The organism is Buchnera aphidicola (Phyllaphis fagi) (genome assembly GCF_964058955.1).
In the GTDB taxonomy this organism is placed as follows: Bacteria; Pseudomonadota; Gammaproteobacteria; order Enterobacterales; family Enterobacteriaceae; genus Buchnera_L; species Buchnera_L aphidicola_AI.
Genome location: NZ_OZ060370.1, coordinates 391,000 through 410,073, shown reverse-complemented (window position 1 = coordinate 410,073; position 19,074 = coordinate 391,000). Strand labels below are relative to the sequence as shown.

The following is a 19,074-nucleotide window of genomic DNA, read 5'->3' as shown; positions in this document are numbered from 1 at the left end:
GACACGCTTCGATGAGAGAGCGTGTCACCCGTGGTAACAATTGTATAAACATGGGTACTCACCGTTCACCATCGTGAACGGTATATTTTTTTTCAATTGTTATCCGTTTTATATTACAATCCATATAATGCAATACTACTGGTGGTACAAACCACCAAATTAAATATTGTATGTTTGAAGCAACATCTTGACGCATCAATCGCCGTCACAAGACCACCGCTCGGCACGTTGAGCTGTTATTTTGCAATATTGCGGCTGCTGATATGCATTAAATCGTGTCTTTCTTATTACATGTTATATTTCAATTCGTGCATTGTGCAATATTTCAGGATATAGAATTATCTTCCATTCGTTCCAAATTCACCCACGTTTGACACGCTTCGATGAGAGAGCGTGTCACCCGTGGTAACAATTGTATAAACATGGGTACTCACCGTTCACCATCGTGAACGGTATATTTTTTTTCAATTGTTATCCGTTTTATATTACAATCCATATAGTTAAAATACTACTGATGAAACCACCAAATTAAATACTGTATGTTTGATGTGCTTTTATAAAAATCAAATCATGTCAATTACTACTACAATCAAATCTTAACGATTGTAACATTACAGATATCATATTGTAAAGTGTTCCTCTTTAGTATTATATATCATTTTTTTTTTTGTTTTTATATAAAATACTGCTAAAATCTAATTAAGTCAATACCTTATATAAAAAAAATATGATTTTAATACCATAATTATTATACTATGATAGAAATTAGATAAATATATTTATAATATGTTGAATATAATATATTTATTTTACATATTTTACAATATTATTATAAAATATTTAAGTATTTAAATATTTATATATTATTATTAATATTTACTATTTTTGTTGAATACTAATTTTTTTAATCTTTTCTTGTTCTGGAATTTCATATTCAAAATTTATTTTTAATAATCCTAATTTTAAAATAGCTTTATTAATTTTTATTGGATTATTTAAATTAAAACTTATTGTAAAATAATGATTTTTAATACTTTTATGGAGATATTTAATTTTTTTGTCTTTATCTTTATTATAATTATTATTTCCTGATACAGTTAACTGATTATTTTGAATAGAGATATCTAATGCTTTTTCGTGATATCCTGGTACTAATAATATTAACTGATACTCATTATCATTGATTTGTATAAAGTCATAATCAGGTAAATCAGATATTGGTTTTTCTCCAGTTAATGTACTAAATATTTTATCAATTTGATTAAATCGATCGGAAAATAAATTACCTGTAAGTATTGGTGTACAAGAGATAGAATGATAAGACATAAAAATCTCCTTTTTAAAAATCTAAATTATTTATATTTTAAATTTTAATTAAATCTTGAATTTAATACTTTTAAGTATTCTTATTATATCATGAGGATAATATCTGAAATTTCAAGTTTTATATTGTATTATTTTAAAATAAAATAAAAATAATTTTTATATAACATTTAGAGTAAATAAAATTATGAAAAATATTATTCCTATTGAAACAAATTCTTGGAAAAAATTAAATAATCATTTTAATAAAATAAAACATGTACGTATGATTGATTTATTTAATAATGATGCAAACCGATTTAAAAATTTTTCTATCACTTTTAAGAATAAAATACTTGTTGATTTTTCAAAAAATAGAATTACTAATGAAACAATAAAAAAATTATTAAATTTAACAATAGAGACAAATTTATCAGAAGCTATAGAATTAATGTTTACTGGTAAAAAAATTAATCAAACAGAAAATCGTTCAGTATTACATACAGCGTTAAGAAACCGTGCTAATACACCAGTATATTCTAATGGTATTGATGTCATGCCGATGATAAATACAGTATTAAATAATATGGAAAATTTTTCTTATCAAGTAATTAATGGAATATGGAAAGGTTATTCAGGTAAAAGTATTAAAAATATTGTAAATATAGGAATAGGAGGTTCAGATTTAGGACCTAAAATGGTTACTCAAGCATTAAAACCATATAAAAACCATTTAAATATTTATTATATATCTAACATTGATGGTAACGATATATCTAGTATTTTAGATAATAATCACTTCGAAAGAACAATATTTTTAATATCTTCTAAAAATTTTCAAACTGAAGAAACAATAACTAATGCTATGACTATAAAAAAATATTTTTTAAAAAAAGCAGGTAATAAAGAATTTATGAATAAACATTTTATTGCAATTACTTCAAATATTAAACAAGCATTAAAATTTGGTATTATTCAAAAAAATATTTTTCAAATTTGGGATTGGGTGGGTGGAAGATATTCATTATGGTCTGCTATGGGATTATCAATAATTCTTTCTATTGGATTTGATAATTTTAATAAATTATTACATGGAGCATACGATATGGATCAACATTTTCGAGAAACCAAATTTGAAAACAATATTCCTGTAATATTAGCATTAATTGGAATTTGGTATAATAATTTTTTTAATACAGAAACAGAAGCTATTTTACCTTATGATCAGTATTTAGAATATTTACCTAAGTATATTCAACAAAGTAATATGGAATCTAATGGCAAAAACATCGATAGAAATGGTAATAAAGTATCTTGGCAAACAGGACCGATCATTTGGGGTGAAACAGGAACAAACGGTCAACATTCATTCTATCAATTAATACATCAGGGTACAAAATTAATTCCATGTGATTTTATTGCTCCTATTAATACCCATAGTCACTTATTTCATCATCACAAAATATTATTATCAAATTTTTTTGCACAAACACATGCTTTAGCATTTGGAGAATATTTTATAAAACAAAAAAATAATATATGTATAAAAAATTCTATGAAAATTAATATAAATAATAGTCAATTTAAGTATTTTGAAGGTAATAAACCAAGTAATACTATTTTATTAAATAAAATTACTCCATATTCTTTAGGTGCATTGATTGCTTTATATGAACATAAAATATTTACACAAGGAATTATTTTGAATATTTTTAGTTTTGATCAATGGGGTGTAGAATTAGGTAAAAATGTATCTACAGAAATTTTAAATATATTAAAAAATAAAACAAATATTTTAAAATATGATAGTTCTACAAATGGTTTAATTGATTTTTATAATTATTTTAATAGAAATCATTAAATAATAATTAATATCAACAATAAAATGATATTTTAAACATATTATTATATAATTATGATTAAAAAAAAAACTAATTTTCACCAATCATTTTTAATTTTTTTAATGGGACCTACCGCATCTGGAAAATCTAAATTAGCAATGAAATTAAGAAAATATTTACCTGTCGAATTAATTAGTGTTGATTCTGCTTTAATTTACCGTAATATGGATATTGGAACTTCTAAACCAAATTCTGTTCAATTAACTCAACATCCTCATCGATTAATTAATATTAAAGATCCTATTCAATATTATTCGGCTGCAGAATTTCGACATGATGTTTTAATAGAAATTAATAATATTATTCAATTAGGGAAAATTCCATTATTAGTTGGTGGAACTATGTTTTATTATTATACTTTATTAAATGGAATTGCAAAATTACCAGCATCAAACTTAATACTAAGACAAAAAATTTTACATGAAAGTAACTATAATGATAATTATAGTTTACATAAATATTTATCAAAAATTGATATAAATTCTGCTAATAATATTCATCCAAATGATATACAAAGGTTACTAAGAGCTTTAGAAATCTGTTTAACAACAGGTAAAAAATTTAGTAAATTAAAAAAAAATATATTAATCAAACTACCATATCGTATTATACAATTTGTCAAAGTATTAAAAAAACAAAAATTATATAATTATATTCAATCTCGTTTTCATAAAATGTTAGATCAAGGTTTTGAATTAGAAGTACAAGGTTTATTAAATAGAGGTGATTTAAATATTAACTTACCCGCAATACGTTGTATTGGTTATCGACACATGTGGCTTTATTTATCTAATGTAATTAGCTATAATGAAATGATTAAACAATCTATTTTTGCGACTAGAAAATTAGTAAAAAAACAATTAACATGGTTAAAAAATTGGAAAAATCTTTACATTTTAAAAGATCAACATATTAATTTAACTATAGAAAAAATTTTAAATATTATTTACAAAAATATTATATAAGTAATATATTATTTGTAAAATAATTATATGTTAAATAAATTAATGTTTTAAAATATTAATAATACAATAAAATGAGTTTACCAAATATGCAAAATAAAGTTCAGGTTATACAATTAGATGTTTCTTATCATGCCAATCCTGCGGAAACTTTTTATAATATTTGTCATGAAAAAAAACGAACTTTATTATTAGAATCTGCTGAAATTGTTAAAAAAAATCAATTAGAAAGTATGTTAATTATAGATACCGCTATACGAATTACTGCTATAAATAGAAAAGTGATTTTAGAATCATTTTCTAAAAATGGTCAAAATATATTAGATAAAATACACACTGTTATTCCTCCAGAAGTACAATTTTATCCTTTCGAAAAAAAAATTGAATTAATTTTTCCGAATATTATTAATATACTAGATGAAGATAATAGACTTCAATCATTATCAGTATTTGATTGTTTTCGATTTATTTTAAAATTAATTAAATCTTCTAAAAACCAATCTAAATCAATATTTTTTGGTGGATTATTTTCTTACGATTTGATTAATACTTTTGAAAACATATCAGATTTACCAAGTATTCAAAAATGTCCAGATTTTTGTTTTTATTTATCTGAAATTTTATTAACTTTTGATCATTTAAAGAAAAAAAGTATTATTCAAGGTAGTATATTTTTTGATGATATGTTTGAAAAAGAAAGAATAATTAAAAGATTATTAAAAATCAAAAAACAATTATGTGAGACACCCTTATCTATACCTCAATATCAAATTTCTCACGCATCTTTAGAAGTTAATATAAATGATGTAGAATATCAAAAAATTGTTAAAAAAATGCAATATTATATAAAAAAAGGAGAAATATTTCAAGTTGTCCCATCTAGAAAATTTTTTTTACCATGTCCTTATCCATTATCTGCATATTATATTTTAAAATTGGAAAATCCTAGTCCATATATGTTTTTTATGCAAGATGAAGATTTTATATTATTTGGAGCATCACCAGAAAGTTCATTAAAATATAATTCTAAAAATAGAAAAATTGAAATATACCCAATTGCTGGTACTAGATCCAGAGGGTTTGATACAGAAGGAAAATTAAATTTAGATTTAGATAGTCGAATTGAATTAGAGATGAGAACGAATGAGAAAGAATTATCAGAACATTTAATGTTAGTTGATTTAGCTCGGAACGATTTAGCTAAAATTTGTATACCTGGTACTCGATTTGTATCTAATTTAACACAAGTTGATCGATATTCTCATGTTATGCATTTAGTTTCTAGAGTCATAGGTATTTTAAAAAATGATTTAGATGCTTTACATGCGTATTCTGCATGTATGAATATGGGGACATTAAGTGGAGCTCCAAAAGTTCGTGCGATGCAATTAATTGCTCAAGTAGAACAAGAAAAACGAGGAAGTTATGGTGGTGCAATAGGTTATTTTACAGGATTAGGAGATTTAAATACATGTATTGTAATACGATCTGCTTATATAGAAAATAATCTTGCTACAATTCAATCTGGAGCTGGTATAGTATTAGATTCAATACCACAAGATGAATCCGATGAAAGTCGTAATAAAGCACAAGCTGTATTAAACTCTATTATTCAGTCAAATTATAAAAAGGTATAACTTATATGCAAGAAATTCTTTTATTAGATAATTTTGATTCTTTTACATATAATATCGTTGATCAATTACGAGTTCATAATCATCAAGTTATTATTTATCGAAATAATATTCCTATTAGTAATATTTTATCTGTTCTATTTAAAATGAAACAACCAATAGTATTACTATCTCCAGGACCTGGAATTCCTAACCAATATGGATGTATGGTAAATTTATTACGATTTATAATTGGTAGAATACCAGTAATTGGTATTTGTTTAGGTTATCAAGCTATTGTTGAATATTATGGTGGAACAATACAATATTCAGATAAAATTTTACATGGCAAAACATCTTTAATTATGCATGATGAACAAGAAATGTTTAAAAGCATTGTGAATCCATTATTAGTAGCAAGATATCATTCATTAATTTGTACAAATATTCCATTATCATTAAAAATTAATGCTCAATATAAAAATATTGTTATGGCTGTTCGAAATAATTTTGATAGAGTATGTGGATTTCAATTTCATCCTGAATCTATTTTAACTACACAAGGTGCTAAATTATTAAATAACACTATAAAATGGGCATATTCATAAAATTAATAAATTAATTATTCATGATAATTATATTAACATTTATACAGTAATATATAAACATGATAAATAATATTCAATATATTTAAGGTATAATAATGAAAAAAAATATTATTGTATTAGGTACACAATGGGGAGATGAAGGAAAAGGGAAAATAGTAGATATTTTAACTAAAAAATATGACTATGTTGTTCGATATCAAGGTGGTCATAATGCTGGACATACTATTGTTGTAAATTCTCAAAAAATTATTTTACATTTAATTCCATCTGGTATATTACATAATCACATTATTGCTATTTTAGGTAATGGAGTAGTTATTTCACCTAAATCTTTAATGAAAGAAATAAAAATGTTATCCAATTTAAATATTTCTGTAAAAAATCGTTTATTTATTTCTGAAAACTGTCCATTAATTTTAGATTACCATGTAAGTATGGATTTAGCACGAGAAAAAATACTTGGTAAAAAATATATTGGAACTACTGGAAAAGGTATTGGTCCTGCTTATGAAGATAAAGTGGCACGTCGAGGTTTAAAAATTAGCGATTTACATAATACTAATTTACTAGTTAAAAAATTAAAAAATATTATTAACTATTATAATTTTCAACTAGTTCATTATTATGGATACACTCCATTACAATATGAATTAGTGTTAGAAGAACTACTAAAATATCAAAATATTTTAATAAAAAAAATAAAAGATATACCTTTGATATTACATAAAGCATATTGTTCTAATAAAAAAATTATATTTGAAGGAGCACAGGGTACTTTTTTAGATATAGATCATGGAATATTTCCATATGTAACTTCATCAAATAGTACAATAGGGGGTGTTTTTACAGGTACGGGAATAAATTTAAATTATAATTGTTATGTTTTAGGTATAGTAAAAGCATATTGTACAAGAGTAGGTTCAGGACCATTTCCTACAGAATTAAAAAATGATATTGATATACATTTATGTAAAAAAGGAAAAGAATTCGGTTCCACTACAGGAAGAAGAAGACGTACTGGATGGTTAGATTTAGTATTATTATCTCGATCAATAATATTAAATTCAATTCACTCATTATGTTTAACTAAACTAGATGTTTTAGACGGATTATTAGAATTAAAAATTTGTGTGGCTTATAAAGAAAAAGGTACATCAAAAATTTTTAAAACACCATTTGATGTATTAGATTGGAAAAATATTGAACCAATTTATGAAATATTACCTGGATGGAAAGAATCAACATTAGGAATCACATCAATTTCCAAATTACCATCTCAAGCTAAAGATTATATATTATGTATAGAAAAAAATATTAAAAAAGGAGTATTTATTGATATTATTTCTACTGGACCAGAAAGATTACAAACAATTATGAATGTAAATTTATAACTTTATACTATATTTTATGGATAAATTAGTTGACTAAATGAATAAATATTAATTAATACATATCCTGTAATATCCCTTTTATATACAGGAATAAAGGTATATAATGGTAAAAATTATATTTATAATAGGTTTTAATAATTATTTATGCTTATTTTACCTTTACCATTTTTTGATATTTTTATTTATCATTATATTAGTCAATTAAATTTACTTTAAAATATCAATAGATAAATATTTTAAAACTGTATATTTATTGAAAATATTTAGATAAATAGAATATTTAATTTCAATATTTTATTTTTAATATATTTGAAGTGAGATAAAATGTGTAATGCAACATATTTTAAGCATCATAAATAATTCTTAAACAGTAATTATTTTATTGCATTATAAAATAATTTATTTATCCTTATTATTTTTTGTATTCTATATTAATTACATCAAAAATAACTAAATATCCAAAAGGATTATTATTATATATGCGTCATTATGAAATTGTTCTTATTATCCATCCAGATCAAACTACAGATCAAATTTTAAAAATCATCAAAGATTACAAACAATTTATTATGCAAAATCATGGAATAATACATCGATTAGAAGACTGGGGAAGACGTCAATTAGCTTATCCAATAAAAAAATTACATAAAGCTTACTATATATTGATGAATATTCAAATTTTACCTATTCAGATTAATTCATTAAAAGAAAAATTTTTCTTTAATGAAATGATTCTTCGTAATATTATTATTTCAGTGAAAAATAAAATTGTTACTCCATCTCCTATGTTAAAATTACAAGATGATAAAATAGATAAAAAATAATTTTTTATATACATTGTTAATGAATTATAAATGATTAATTCATATATTGAGGGATCAATTGTATGGTTCGATATTTTCGAAGAAGAAAATTTTGTCGTTTTACTGCAGATCGTACTAAAGAAATTGATTATAAAGATATTATTATGTTAAGAAATTATATTACAGATAGTGGTAAAATTGTTCCTAGTCGAATTACAGGAACTCGTTCAAGATATCAAAGGCAATTATCTAGAGCAATTAAAAGAGCTAGATATCTAGCATTACTTCCTTATACAGATCAACATCATTAATATAATAAATTTAAAAAGGCTATAATGGAAATTATTTTATTAAAAAATATTAAAAATTTAGGTAAAATAGGAAATATTATTATAGTTAAATCGGGGTATGCTCGAAATTATTTAATTCCCTCAGGTTTAGCATTATCATCTACTTTTAAAAATATTAATATTATAACAAAAAAAACAAACATATTTAAAAAACAAACAAAACTTAAAATATCTCAATCAAAATTTAAAATTCGTCAGATACAATCTATTTTCCCAATTAAAATATATTCTCAATCAGGAGCAAGAGAAAGATTATTTGGTTCTATTGGACCTCAAGATATTGCAATTGCAATTATGAAATTAGGTATTCAAATAAATAAGAGTGAAATTTATTTAAAAAATAACTTTATTCGAAAATTAGGTGTATATAAAGTTGTTTTTAGACCATATAAAAAAATAGGAATTAATTTTTTAGTACATATTCTATCTAAAAATCATATTTAATATATAATTTTATAATATTTTAAGTATCCATGATATTTTTAATCATTTATTTTTATATATAAGTAAAATCTTTACTATAAAAAGATGTATTATACTCATATAATACATCTTTATTTTAATATAATTAGTAAAATATGATTATTAAAGTTTATTAATTCATACACCATATTGAAATACTATTTACAAAATTTCGTATGTTACTATATAATATTGAATATTATTTATTATGAAATATTATATTTAAAATGCATATTATTGATATCAAAATACTAGATTCACGCATAGGAACAACTTTTCCTGCTTTAAAATATGAAACATGTGGATCATCTGGATTAGACTTAAGAGCATGTATCAAAAGTAATAATATGGTTATTCATACTAATCAAATACTATTAATACCAACTGGTATTTCTATATTTATTAAAGATCCATTAATTACTGCAATTATTTTACCACGCTCTGGATTAGGTCATCATCATGGTATTATTTTAGGTAATACAATTGGTTTAATTGATTCAGATTATCAAGGAGAGTTAATGATTTCAATATGGAATAGAAGTAAAAAAAAATTTTATATTTATCCTGGAAATCGTGTAGCTCAAATGATATTTGTACCTATTATTAAACCAATTTTTAACATTGTTCCAGATTTTCAAAAAACACATCGGAATATTAGTGGTTTTGGATCATCTGGAATTCAATAATTTATTTCTTTAGATCCATATATCTTATAATATTCAAGAATATTTTTTAATTCTTTTTGATATTTATTATATTTAATAAGATATTGTATTAAATCACATATATTAATAATTGAAAATATTTTACACAATGAATATGCTGTTTCTATTTCTTGAATAGAACTCTGTTGTTCTGTTGTTCCATATTCTTGTCTATCAAAAATAAGAAATATACCAGAAATAACATTATTTTTTTTTATATTAAAAAGATTTATAAATTCTTGAATTGTTAATCCAGATGTAAGAACATCATCAATAATAATTATACTATTATTTTTTTTTATACTCTTTCCAACAATAATACCACCATCTCCATATGTTTTTATTTCTTTTCGGTTAAAAGAATATGCGAGATTAATATTATATTGTATTTTTAATGCTATAACTGTAGCAACTACTATTGGGATTCCTTTATAAGCTAAACCTAATAATATATCAGGATGAATGCGTGATTGAATAATTGCATGAGCATAACATTCTCCTAACTTTAATAAATCTGATCCAGTACAGAAATATTTTGAATTAAAAAAATATGGACTATTTCTTCCTGATCTTAACTTAAAATTTCCAAATTTCAATACTTTTCTTTTTAAAGAAAATTCAATAAATTTCTTTTTCCATTTTTTCATATATGTTCTTTATCTTACAAGAATATTTATTTTATTTTTTATGTAGAAAAAATTTTTATTAATTGATATAATTTTATTTTTTCAATACAAAAATTGATGTGGCCCTTGCTGGATTTGAACCAGCGACCAAGCGATTATGAGTCGCCTGCTCTAACCACTGAGCTAAAGGGCCTAATTCATTTTATTATAAATCAATTTTAAAATATAATCTATAATTATTTATATTAGTTTATATTTTATTACATAAATTTAAAAATATTATTATATATTCATTATCTTTATAATTAAATTTTATTTTTTTTGACAAAACTATTTATACATGATAAGATAAAACTATTAATCCTCTGTAGTTCAGTTGGTAGAACGGCGGACTGTTAATCCGTATGTCACTGGTTCGAATCCAGTCGGAGGAGTTTTAAATAGTTTAAATACAGTATTTTATTATTTAATATAATAATTTCATGATATACATGAATATTAAATATTTAATAATACATATAACAATTATGAACACTATTGATTGTAATAATCAACCTAGTTTTATTTTTTATGATTACGAAACATTTGGAACTCATCCTGCATTAGATAAACCAGCACAATTTGCATGTATTCGAACTGATTTAAATCTTAATATTATCGATAAATTAACTGTTTTTTATTGTTTTCCGCCTAATGATTATTTACCTAATCCAGAATCTGTTTTAATTACAGGAATTACACCACAATATACACATAAATATGGAATCAATGAATTCTATTTTTCTCAAAAAATTTATAATATTTTAAATATTCCAGATACCTGTATAATTGGATATAATAATATTCAATTTGACGATGAAATAACAAGAAATATATTTTACCGTAATTTTTTTGATCCTTATAGTTGGAGCTGGAAAAATAATAATTCGAGATGGGATTTAATTAATATCATGCGTGCATGTTATATATTACATCCAAAAGATATTATTTGGCCAAAAAATAAATTAGGTTTTGTAAGTTTTAAGTTAAATGATTTAACTAATTGTAATAATATTAGTCATTTAAATGTACATAATGCAGCTTCTGATATATTAGCAACAATGAATTTAGCAAAATTAGTAAAAAGAAAGCACCCTAAATTATTTAACTATTTCTTTAAATATAGATTAAAAAATAATCTAAAATCATTAATAAATACAGTACAATTAACTCCTTTAATTTATATTTCTGGAATATTAGGTAATATAAGAAATAATATGACTTGTATTGTTCCAATATTTTGGAATGTTAAAAATGTTAATATGTTAATATTTTTTGATTTATATATGGATATTAATTTATTAATTTCTTTTTTAAAAAAAGAATGTTATCACAATATTACTATGAAAAAATTATTTTCATTAGGTATTAATTTTTTATATATTAATCAATGTCCAATATTAGTGCCAATAGATTTATTAGATTACAAAAATCAATATAGATTAAATATTAATTTAAAATCTTATCTAAAAACAATATATATTTTACGTAAAAATATATTTTTATTTTATAAAATAAAAAATTTTTTTAAAAATTTTATTTATTTTAATATAAATAATGATGTTGATCTAAAAATGTATGATGCTTTTTTTAACGAATCAGATAAAAAAAAAATGAAAGTAATACATAATAATTCAATAAATAATGCAACAAATAATTTAAAAAATATGCATGTGAATTTTTATGATTCTAGGTTATATGAAATTTTTTTTCGATATCGATCTCGAAACTTTCCAGAATCTTTAAAAAAAAATGAAAAAAAAAAATGGTTATTATATAAATTAAATAAATTTAATAAAAAATTTTTAGAAAAATATTGTTTTAATTTAAATGTACTTATTAAAAAATATAATAAAAACTCTAAAAAAGTAAATTTATTAAATGATTTAATAAAATATGTCAAATATTTTATTCAATTTAAATAATTTTTATATATTTATTGAACAACTATTTATACAACATAATATTTTTAAATAAAAAATTTATCATTTCTTGTTCTATAATTTGATAATCTTGAATATTTATCATATTTAATTGTTGTTCATTAATAATTTTAGTTTGTTCATTAATCCATGTTTTCCAAGCTAATTTTGATATATTTTTATATATGTAGTTTCCTATTTTCCCTGGATAAAATTGAGTTTTATATCCTTCAGAAAATTTTTTTAAAAATTTACAAAAAACTATTTTCATATATTTATTGCCTTTTAAAATATAAATTTTTATAATGTGAGTAATATTGTTTTTATTGGTTTTGATATTCCGATACGTTGTGGATTATTGAGATTATACCAAATATAATTTTTATTTTTAGAAAATATTTTATTATTTTGTATGCTTATCTTAAAAATATGCATCTTTAATATTAAATGACTGAGTTTATGATAAATTAAGTTTATTTTTTGATTATTGATACTATCTATATTATTAATTAATAACCAATTATTCATATTTTCTTCATTTTTAAATTCTGGAAAACAAAATAAATTTTTCCATATTTTTTTATTTTTTCTGCATTCTAAAAAAATAAAATATTTATATTGAACTATAATATAAAAATATTGTTTTTCTTTTTTAATTTTTTTATTATTTATTATATTTTTTTGACTCATATTTTTTATATATTGACAATTTATATAAAGAGGACAAATTTTACATTTTGGTGTTTTATATCGGCAAATTAATGATCCAAGATCCATCATACCTTGATTAAATTTACTAGCATGATGTAAAGGTGTAATCATATTAATTAAATACCATAACTTATTTGTATCAATTTTATTTCTTGAATTTTTTAAAATATTATAAAATCTAATTAAAATTCTTTTAACATTTCCATCTAAAATGGGAAATGAAAAATCTTTTGATAATGATAAAATAGCACCTGCTGTTGTTCGACCAATACCTGGTAATTTTATTAATTCAATAATATTATCTGGAATTTTTCCATTATATTGTTTCACTATAATTTTAGACGTCTTATGTAAATTTATTGCTCTTTTATAATATCCTAATCCACTCCATAAATGTAATATCTCATCTAAACTGGTAGAAGCTAATATATGTATGTTATGTAATTTAGATATAAATCTTTTAAAATAAGGAATAACAGTTTTCACTTGAGTTTGTTGTAACATAATTTCTGAAACCCAAATATTATATGGAGTTTTTTTGATTTGCCATGGCAAATTATTCCTACCATGTTGATGATACCAATTAATAATTAATTGCGAAAATTTCCAATATTCCATAATATGATTATTTTGATAATTTTATATCAATTATATTATTATTTAATAATATTTTTATAATTATAATTACTATTAATTTATATAACAAATTTTTTAATATTAAATATGATAAAAAATAAACTAATTAATAATCTTGTATTACCAAAATATAACTTGTATGGAAAATTTATACGTAATACACGTAGTTTTATTTGTAGATCTAGTCGATATAGTCAAAAACACATTAATACAATAAAAAAATATTGGCCATCTTTTGGATTAAATTTTCAATGTCATGCTATTAATATACAAAAAATTTTTAATAATTTTAATCAATCTACTATATTAGATATAGGTTTTGGAAATGGAGAATCTTTAATTAATACATCATCTTATAATTTAGATAAAAATATTTTAGGTATTGAAGTTTATATACCAGGAGTAAGTAGCTGTATAAAAAAAATACATATGTCTCAAATAAATAATGTAAAAATTATTTTACATGATGCAGTAGAAGTATTAAAATATATGATTCATGATAATACATTAAATATTATTCAATGTTTTTTTCCAGACCCTTGGCCTAAACTACGTCATCATAAAAGAAGAATATTACAAAAATCATTTATCCAATTACTTGCAAAAAAACAAATGTATCATGGAATATTATATATAGTTACTGATTGTAGTACATATGCAAATGATATAACAAAAATTATAAACATTATTCCTGAATATACTAGTAAATTAGAAAATATAAATTATTTTTCAATATTCAATGAAAGAACAGTAACTAAATTTGAAAAAAAAGCAAATATATTAAATCGTAAAATATTTAATTTAATCTTTCAATGTATTAAATAATAAAACTTTATTTTATAAAATATTCTAATAAATTATTAAGAAAGTTTTTTCCTTTAGGTAAAGTATACCAGTATTTTTCTGTTTGCATTATATATTTTTTTTGTATTAATTGATTAATATTTTCTTGAATATAATCTTCATTTAATCCAGTATATAATTTAAAGTATTTACGTTTTATAGGTTTAAATAATCTAAATACATTCATAAAATATTCACATGGTTTATCTTGATTTAAAATTTTATATTTTTTTTGAATATATTTTTGACTATTTATATATTCAGAAATTTTATTCTTTTTTATAATTCTAATAATATCTCCATTTTTTTGAGTAATTTTCCCATGAGCTCCACAACCAATACCTATATAATCTCCAAATTTCCAATAATTTAAATTATGTTGACATTGGTATTTTTTTTTTGAATATGCAGATATTTCATATCTTATATATTTCGATGTTCTTAATAAATTATTACCTTGATTATACATATCCCATATTATATTATCATTAGGAAAATTATTTTTTTTAATATAGAATATGGTATTTTTTTCTATACTTAATTGATACCAAGATATATGTTTAGGATTCATTAAAATAGCTTGTTTTAGATCATATAAACATTCTTCTAATGTTTGTTCGGGTAAACCGTACATCAAATCTATATTAATATTTATTTTTTTATTTTTTATTTTTTGAAAAATCTTAATTACAGATTCTGATGTATGTTTTCGTCCAATTAATTTTAATAATCTGTTATTAAAACTCTGTATTCCTAATGATATCCTATTAATACCTAATTCAATATATGCTAATAACGTATCAATAGTAACTAAATCAGGATTCATTTCTATTGTAATTTCAGCAGTATTACTAATAAATATGTATTTATTTATATTATCTAATAAATATTGTATAGATGTATAATTCAATAAATTTGGTGTTCCTCCACCAATAAAAATATTTTTTATAGTTCTATTATTAATTAAATATAGATCATTTTTAAGATCGTAAATAAGTGCATTAATATATTGAAATTCTGGAATTATACCTTTAGTAGTATATGAGTTAAAATCACAATATGGACATTTTTTGACACACCAAGGTATATGAATATATAAACTAAGAGGAGGTAAAACAATCATTTTATTTTAAAATAAAATTTATCATTTTATGATCTATTTTTCTTTTTAACCAACTTTCTAGTATTAAAACTGCTGATAAAGAATCTATTTTATCTTTTTTCAAATTTTTATATCCTCCTTGTGCAAATAAATATGATTTTGCTTCTTTTGTGGTTAATCTTTCATCATGAAAATAAATTTGAATTGCAAATCGCTTATATAAAGATTGAGAAAACTTCTTTACTTTTCTAGTTATTTTTTGTTTTGTTCCATCCATATTTAAAGGATATCCTATAATTATTAATTTAGGTTTCCAATATAATATTAATGCACTAATTTGATTCCAATTTGGTTTTCCATTTTTTACTTTTATTGCATCTAACGATGTTGCGGTTAATGTAATTTTTTGACCAATTGCTACTCCAATATTTTTTGTTCCAAAATCAAATGATAATATAAACATAATTTTTACATGACCTGTTATGTAAGATAAATTATAGTAGATAGAAAATATATCAATATTTTTAAAATTTATTGTGTCATATATTTTTTTTAAATTATGATTGTTAATATATATTACAGTGTTTTTATAATATTGTAAATTATTATATGTATAATTTAAAAAAATATTTTATACTTTATTAAAATAAATTATTTATAATATTCTTAAAAATATTGTAAATCATAAAAATAAATTTTTATCAATAAATATTATTATTTTATATTTAATACATTTTATTTAATTTAATTATATTATATAGAATTTTATTCACTATGATAATCAGAATAATTATCAAATCGACATAAGTTTCCATTGAATGTTAGTTTTATTGTACCGCTCGGTCCATTTCTTTGTTTACCTATAATAATTTCAGTTATTCCTTTTAATTCAGTATTTTCATTATATACTTCATCTCTATAAATAAACATAATTAAATCAGCATCTTGTTCTAATGCACCAGATTCACGTAAATCGGAATTAATGGGTCTTTTATCAGACCGTTGTTCTAATGATCTATTTAATTGTGATAATGCAATAATAGGTACTTTTAATTCTTTTGCTAATGATTTTAAAGATCTTGAAATTTCTGCAATTTCTAATGTTCTCTGTCCTGACAATTGAGGTACCTGAATTAATTGTAAATAATCAATCATAATTAAACTTAACCCATTTTTTTTTTGATATAAACGTCTTGCTTTTGAACGAATTTCATTAATTGTTAATTGAGAAGAATCATCAATATATATATTTTTTTTTTTTAGCAATATATTAATAATACTTGAAATTCTTGACCAATCTTCATTATTTAAACAACCAGTACGTATATTAGTTTGATTAACACGAGATAATGATGATAACATACGCATAATAATTTGTTCTCCTGGCATTTCTAAACTAAAAATTAATACTGATTGTTTATATAACATAGCAGTATTTTCACAAATATTCATAGCTAAGGTAGTTTTTCCCATTGATGGTCTTGCTGCTATAATGATTAAGTTAGATTTTTGTAATCCTAAAGTTTTTTTATTAATATCATGATATCCTGTATCAATACCTGTAATACTATTATTTGGTGATTTAATAAGTTGTTCCATAGTATTAATAGTGATATCTAACATTTCTTTAATATTTTTTAAATTTAAATCTTTTTTAAATCTTTTTTTTGTAATATTAAATATTTTACATTCTATATAATCTAAAATTTCTTCACTTGTTTTTTGTGTTGTATTGTATCCTAAATCAGAAATTTTATTTCCAATTTTAATAATTTCTCTTAATCTTGCACATTCTTTTACTATATTTGCATAGGCAATAATATTTTTAGTACTGGGTGTATTTTTTGAAATATCTGATAAATAAGAAAAATTACCTACTTTTCTAAATTTTCCTCTTCGCTCTAGAGATTCAGAAACTGTTATTAAATCTATTGGATATCCAAGATCAATTAATTTTTTCATTTCATTAAAAATTAATTGATGAGATACGTTAAAAAAATCTTTTTCATGTATATAATTTGAAATAATATCCCATTGTTTATTATCCAGCATTAATCCACCTAAAACGGATTGCTCTGCTTCTAAAGAATAGGGTAGTTTTTTATTTTTTAATTTAGTATTTTGGTTTAAAAAATTATAATTTATCATCTATAATTTATTTCCACGTGTTATGGTAATATGTTTAGTAAATAATCTAATTAAAAATTATATTATTTTAAAAATCTTAGATAGGTTTATCTAATATATTGCATAAATTGATTACAAAATTAATTCTTATATTAATAGAATATGTAAAAATTAATTTTGTACTAATAATCTACTAATATAACATTTTTAGAAAATATATTCTAAATACTATATGAAAATATTACATAGAATTATAAAAGTAATAATAAATATTAAATACATTTATAAACATAATATCGTTAATATATCCATTTTAGATGTTAATCTTAGGAAATATAATATGGCTAGTCGAGGAGTAAATAAAGTTATTTTAATTGGAAATTTAGGTCAAAATCCTGAAGTACGTTATATGCCAAATGGAGGAGCTGTAACAAATATCACTTTAGCAACTTCTGAAACTTGGACAGATAAAAATACAGGTACAAAACAAGAAAAAACTGAATGGCATAAAATTGTATTATTTGGAAAATTAGCAGAAATAGCAGGTGAATATTTACGAAAAGGTTCACAAGTATATATCGAAGGTTCTTTAAGAACTAGGAAATGGAAAGATCAAAGTGGGTTAGATCGATATACTACAGAAGTATTAGTAAATATCAATGGAACGATGCAAATGTTAGGAAATCGTACTTCTAATATACCTTCTCCAAATTATATAAATTCTAATAATCAAATAAAAAAAAATCATAAATCTTCTAATTTAAAAAATAATTTAAATAATGGTTATAAAAATCAGTTTCAAGATAACGATATATCGCATACAGAATTTGATGAAGAACTTCCATTTTAAAATTATATTTTTTTTATATTATTATTTTAAATTGATAAATATGATGTAAGATTTTTATATAAATAAATTTATATATATTTAAAATATTTATTAAATATTAATAAATATATGATTAATATCAT

18 protein-coding genes, 2 tRNA genes and 1 pseudogene are annotated in these 19,074 nt (G+C 21.5%); 13 read left to right on the top strand and 8 right to left on the bottom strand.

Annotated features, from left to right (window positions below; genetic code table 11):
• Positions 1-879: 879 nt before the first annotated feature.
• Positions 880-1,326, bottom strand: a complete 447-nt coding sequence (locus tag AB4W56_RS01935) for an Hsp20 family protein (RefSeq protein ID WP_367675789.1) — start codon at positions 1,324-1,326, stop codon at positions 880-882.
• Between the two features lie 184 nt (positions 1,327-1,510).
• Between AB4W56_RS01935 and pgi the strand changes: the two genes are divergently transcribed.
• From pgi to dut, 9 genes and pseudogenes are all read left to right on the top strand, one after another.
• Positions 1,511-3,163: a glucose-6-phosphate isomerase gene (gene pgi, locus AB4W56_RS01930; protein WP_367675788.1), complete on the top strand. Its 1,653-nt coding sequence runs from the start codon at positions 1,511-1,513 to the stop codon at positions 3,161-3,163.
• Between the two features lie 102 nt (positions 3,164-3,265).
• Positions 3,266-4,168, top strand: coding sequence for a tRNA (adenosine(37)-N6)-dimethylallyltransferase MiaA (miaA, locus tag AB4W56_RS01925; protein WP_367675986.1), 903 nt, complete (start codon positions 3,266-3,268; stop codon positions 4,166-4,168).
• A gap of 86 nt (positions 4,169-4,254) precedes the next feature.
• Positions 4,255-5,802 (top strand): anthranilate synthase component 1, encoded by a 1,548-nt coding sequence (locus AB4W56_RS01920; RefSeq protein ID WP_367675787.1) that lies wholly within the window; start codon positions 4,255-4,257, stop codon positions 5,800-5,802.
• Between the two features lie 5 nt (positions 5,803-5,807).
• Positions 5,808-6,377: pseudogene (locus AB4W56_RS01915) on the top strand (gamma-glutamyl-gamma-aminobutyrate hydrolase family protein); the annotation flags it as partial.
• A 104-nt stretch (positions 6,378-6,481) separates the two neighbouring features.
• Positions 6,482-7,777, top strand: coding sequence for an adenylosuccinate synthase (locus AB4W56_RS01910; RefSeq protein WP_367675786.1), 1,296 nt, complete (start codon positions 6,482-6,484; stop codon positions 7,775-7,777).
• 479 nt (positions 7,778-8,256) lie between these two features.
• Complete coding sequence (rpsF, locus tag AB4W56_RS01905; RefSeq protein ID WP_367675785.1) at positions 8,257-8,601, top strand: 30S ribosomal protein S6; 345 nt, start codon at positions 8,257-8,259, stop codon at positions 8,599-8,601.
• Positions 8,602-8,663: 62 nt separating this feature from the next.
• Positions 8,664-8,891: a 30S ribosomal protein S18 gene (gene rpsR, locus AB4W56_RS01900; protein WP_367675784.1), complete on the top strand. Its 228-nt coding sequence runs from the start codon at positions 8,664-8,666 to the stop codon at positions 8,889-8,891.
• Between the two features lie 24 nt (positions 8,892-8,915).
• On the top strand, positions 8,916-9,374 hold the full coding sequence (rplI, locus tag AB4W56_RS01895) for a 50S ribosomal protein L9 (protein ID WP_367675783.1): 459 nt from the start codon (positions 8,916-8,918) through the stop codon (positions 9,372-9,374).
• Between the two features lie 245 nt (positions 9,375-9,619).
• Positions 9,620-10,078 (top strand): dUTP diphosphatase, encoded by a 459-nt coding sequence (gene dut, locus AB4W56_RS01890; RefSeq protein ID WP_367675782.1) that lies wholly within the window; start codon positions 9,620-9,622, stop codon positions 10,076-10,078.
• Here the strand turns inward: dut and pyrE are convergent.
• Complete coding sequence (pyrE, locus tag AB4W56_RS01885; RefSeq protein WP_367675781.1) at positions 10,072-10,743, bottom strand: orotate phosphoribosyltransferase; 672 nt, start codon at positions 10,741-10,743, stop codon at positions 10,072-10,074. The genes dut and pyrE overlap by 7 nt on opposite strands.
• A gap of 99 nt (positions 10,744-10,842) precedes the next feature.
• Positions 10,843-10,915, bottom strand: a tRNA-Ile gene (locus AB4W56_RS01880).
• Positions 10,916-11,083: 168 nt separating this feature from the next.
• Between AB4W56_RS01880 and AB4W56_RS01875 the strand changes: the two genes are divergently transcribed.
• Positions 11,084-11,156, top strand: a tRNA-Asn gene (locus tag AB4W56_RS01875).
• A 93-nt stretch (positions 11,157-11,249) separates the two neighbouring features.
• On the top strand, positions 11,250-12,686 hold the full coding sequence (sbcB, locus tag AB4W56_RS01870; protein ID WP_367675780.1) for an exodeoxyribonuclease I: 1,437 nt from the start codon (positions 11,250-11,252) through the stop codon (positions 12,684-12,686).
• A 22-nt stretch (positions 12,687-12,708) separates the two neighbouring features.
• On the opposite strand, the gene AB4W56_RS01865 is transcribed toward sbcB, so the two are convergent.
• On the bottom strand, positions 12,709-12,954 hold the full coding sequence (locus AB4W56_RS01865; protein ID WP_367675779.1) for an oxidative damage protection protein: 246 nt from the start codon (positions 12,952-12,954) through the stop codon (positions 12,709-12,711).
• A 29-nt stretch (positions 12,955-12,983) separates the two neighbouring features.
• Positions 12,984-14,012 (bottom strand): A/G-specific adenine glycosylase, encoded by a 1,029-nt coding sequence (gene mutY, locus AB4W56_RS01860; RefSeq protein WP_367675778.1) that lies wholly within the window; start codon positions 14,010-14,012, stop codon positions 12,984-12,986.
• Positions 14,013-14,117: 105 nt separating this feature from the next.
• Between mutY and trmB the strand changes: the two genes are divergently transcribed.
• Complete coding sequence (trmB, locus tag AB4W56_RS01855) at positions 14,118-14,855, top strand: tRNA (guanosine(46)-N7)-methyltransferase TrmB (RefSeq protein WP_367675777.1); 738 nt, start codon at positions 14,118-14,120, stop codon at positions 14,853-14,855.
• Between the two features lie 7 nt (positions 14,856-14,862).
• Here the strand turns inward: trmB and hemW are convergent, their stop codons facing one another.
• From hemW to dnaB, 3 genes are all read right to left on the bottom strand, one after another.
• Positions 14,863-15,996, bottom strand: coding sequence for a radical SAM family heme chaperone HemW (gene hemW, locus AB4W56_RS01850; RefSeq protein ID WP_367675776.1), 1,134 nt, complete (start codon positions 15,994-15,996; stop codon positions 14,863-14,865).
• Between the two features lies 1 nt (position 15,997).
• Complete coding sequence (gene ruvX, locus AB4W56_RS01845; RefSeq protein WP_367675775.1) at positions 15,998-16,438, bottom strand: Holliday junction resolvase RuvX; 441 nt, start codon at positions 16,436-16,438, stop codon at positions 15,998-16,000.
• Positions 16,439-16,740: 302 nt separating this feature from the next.
• A complete protein-coding gene (gene dnaB, locus AB4W56_RS01840) occupies positions 16,741-18,123 on the bottom strand; it encodes a replicative DNA helicase (RefSeq protein WP_367675774.1) in 1,383 nt (460 codons plus the stop codon).
• Between the two features lie 319 nt (positions 18,124-18,442).
• Here dnaB and ssb point away from each other — a divergent pair, with 319 nt between their 5' ends.
• Positions 18,443-18,952 carry a single-stranded DNA-binding protein gene (gene ssb, locus AB4W56_RS01835; RefSeq protein ID WP_367675773.1) on the top strand — a complete coding sequence of 170 codons (510 nt, stop codon included), beginning with the start codon at positions 18,443-18,445 and terminating at the stop codon, positions 18,950-18,952.
• The last annotated feature ends 122 nt before the right edge of the window (positions 18,953-19,074 follow it).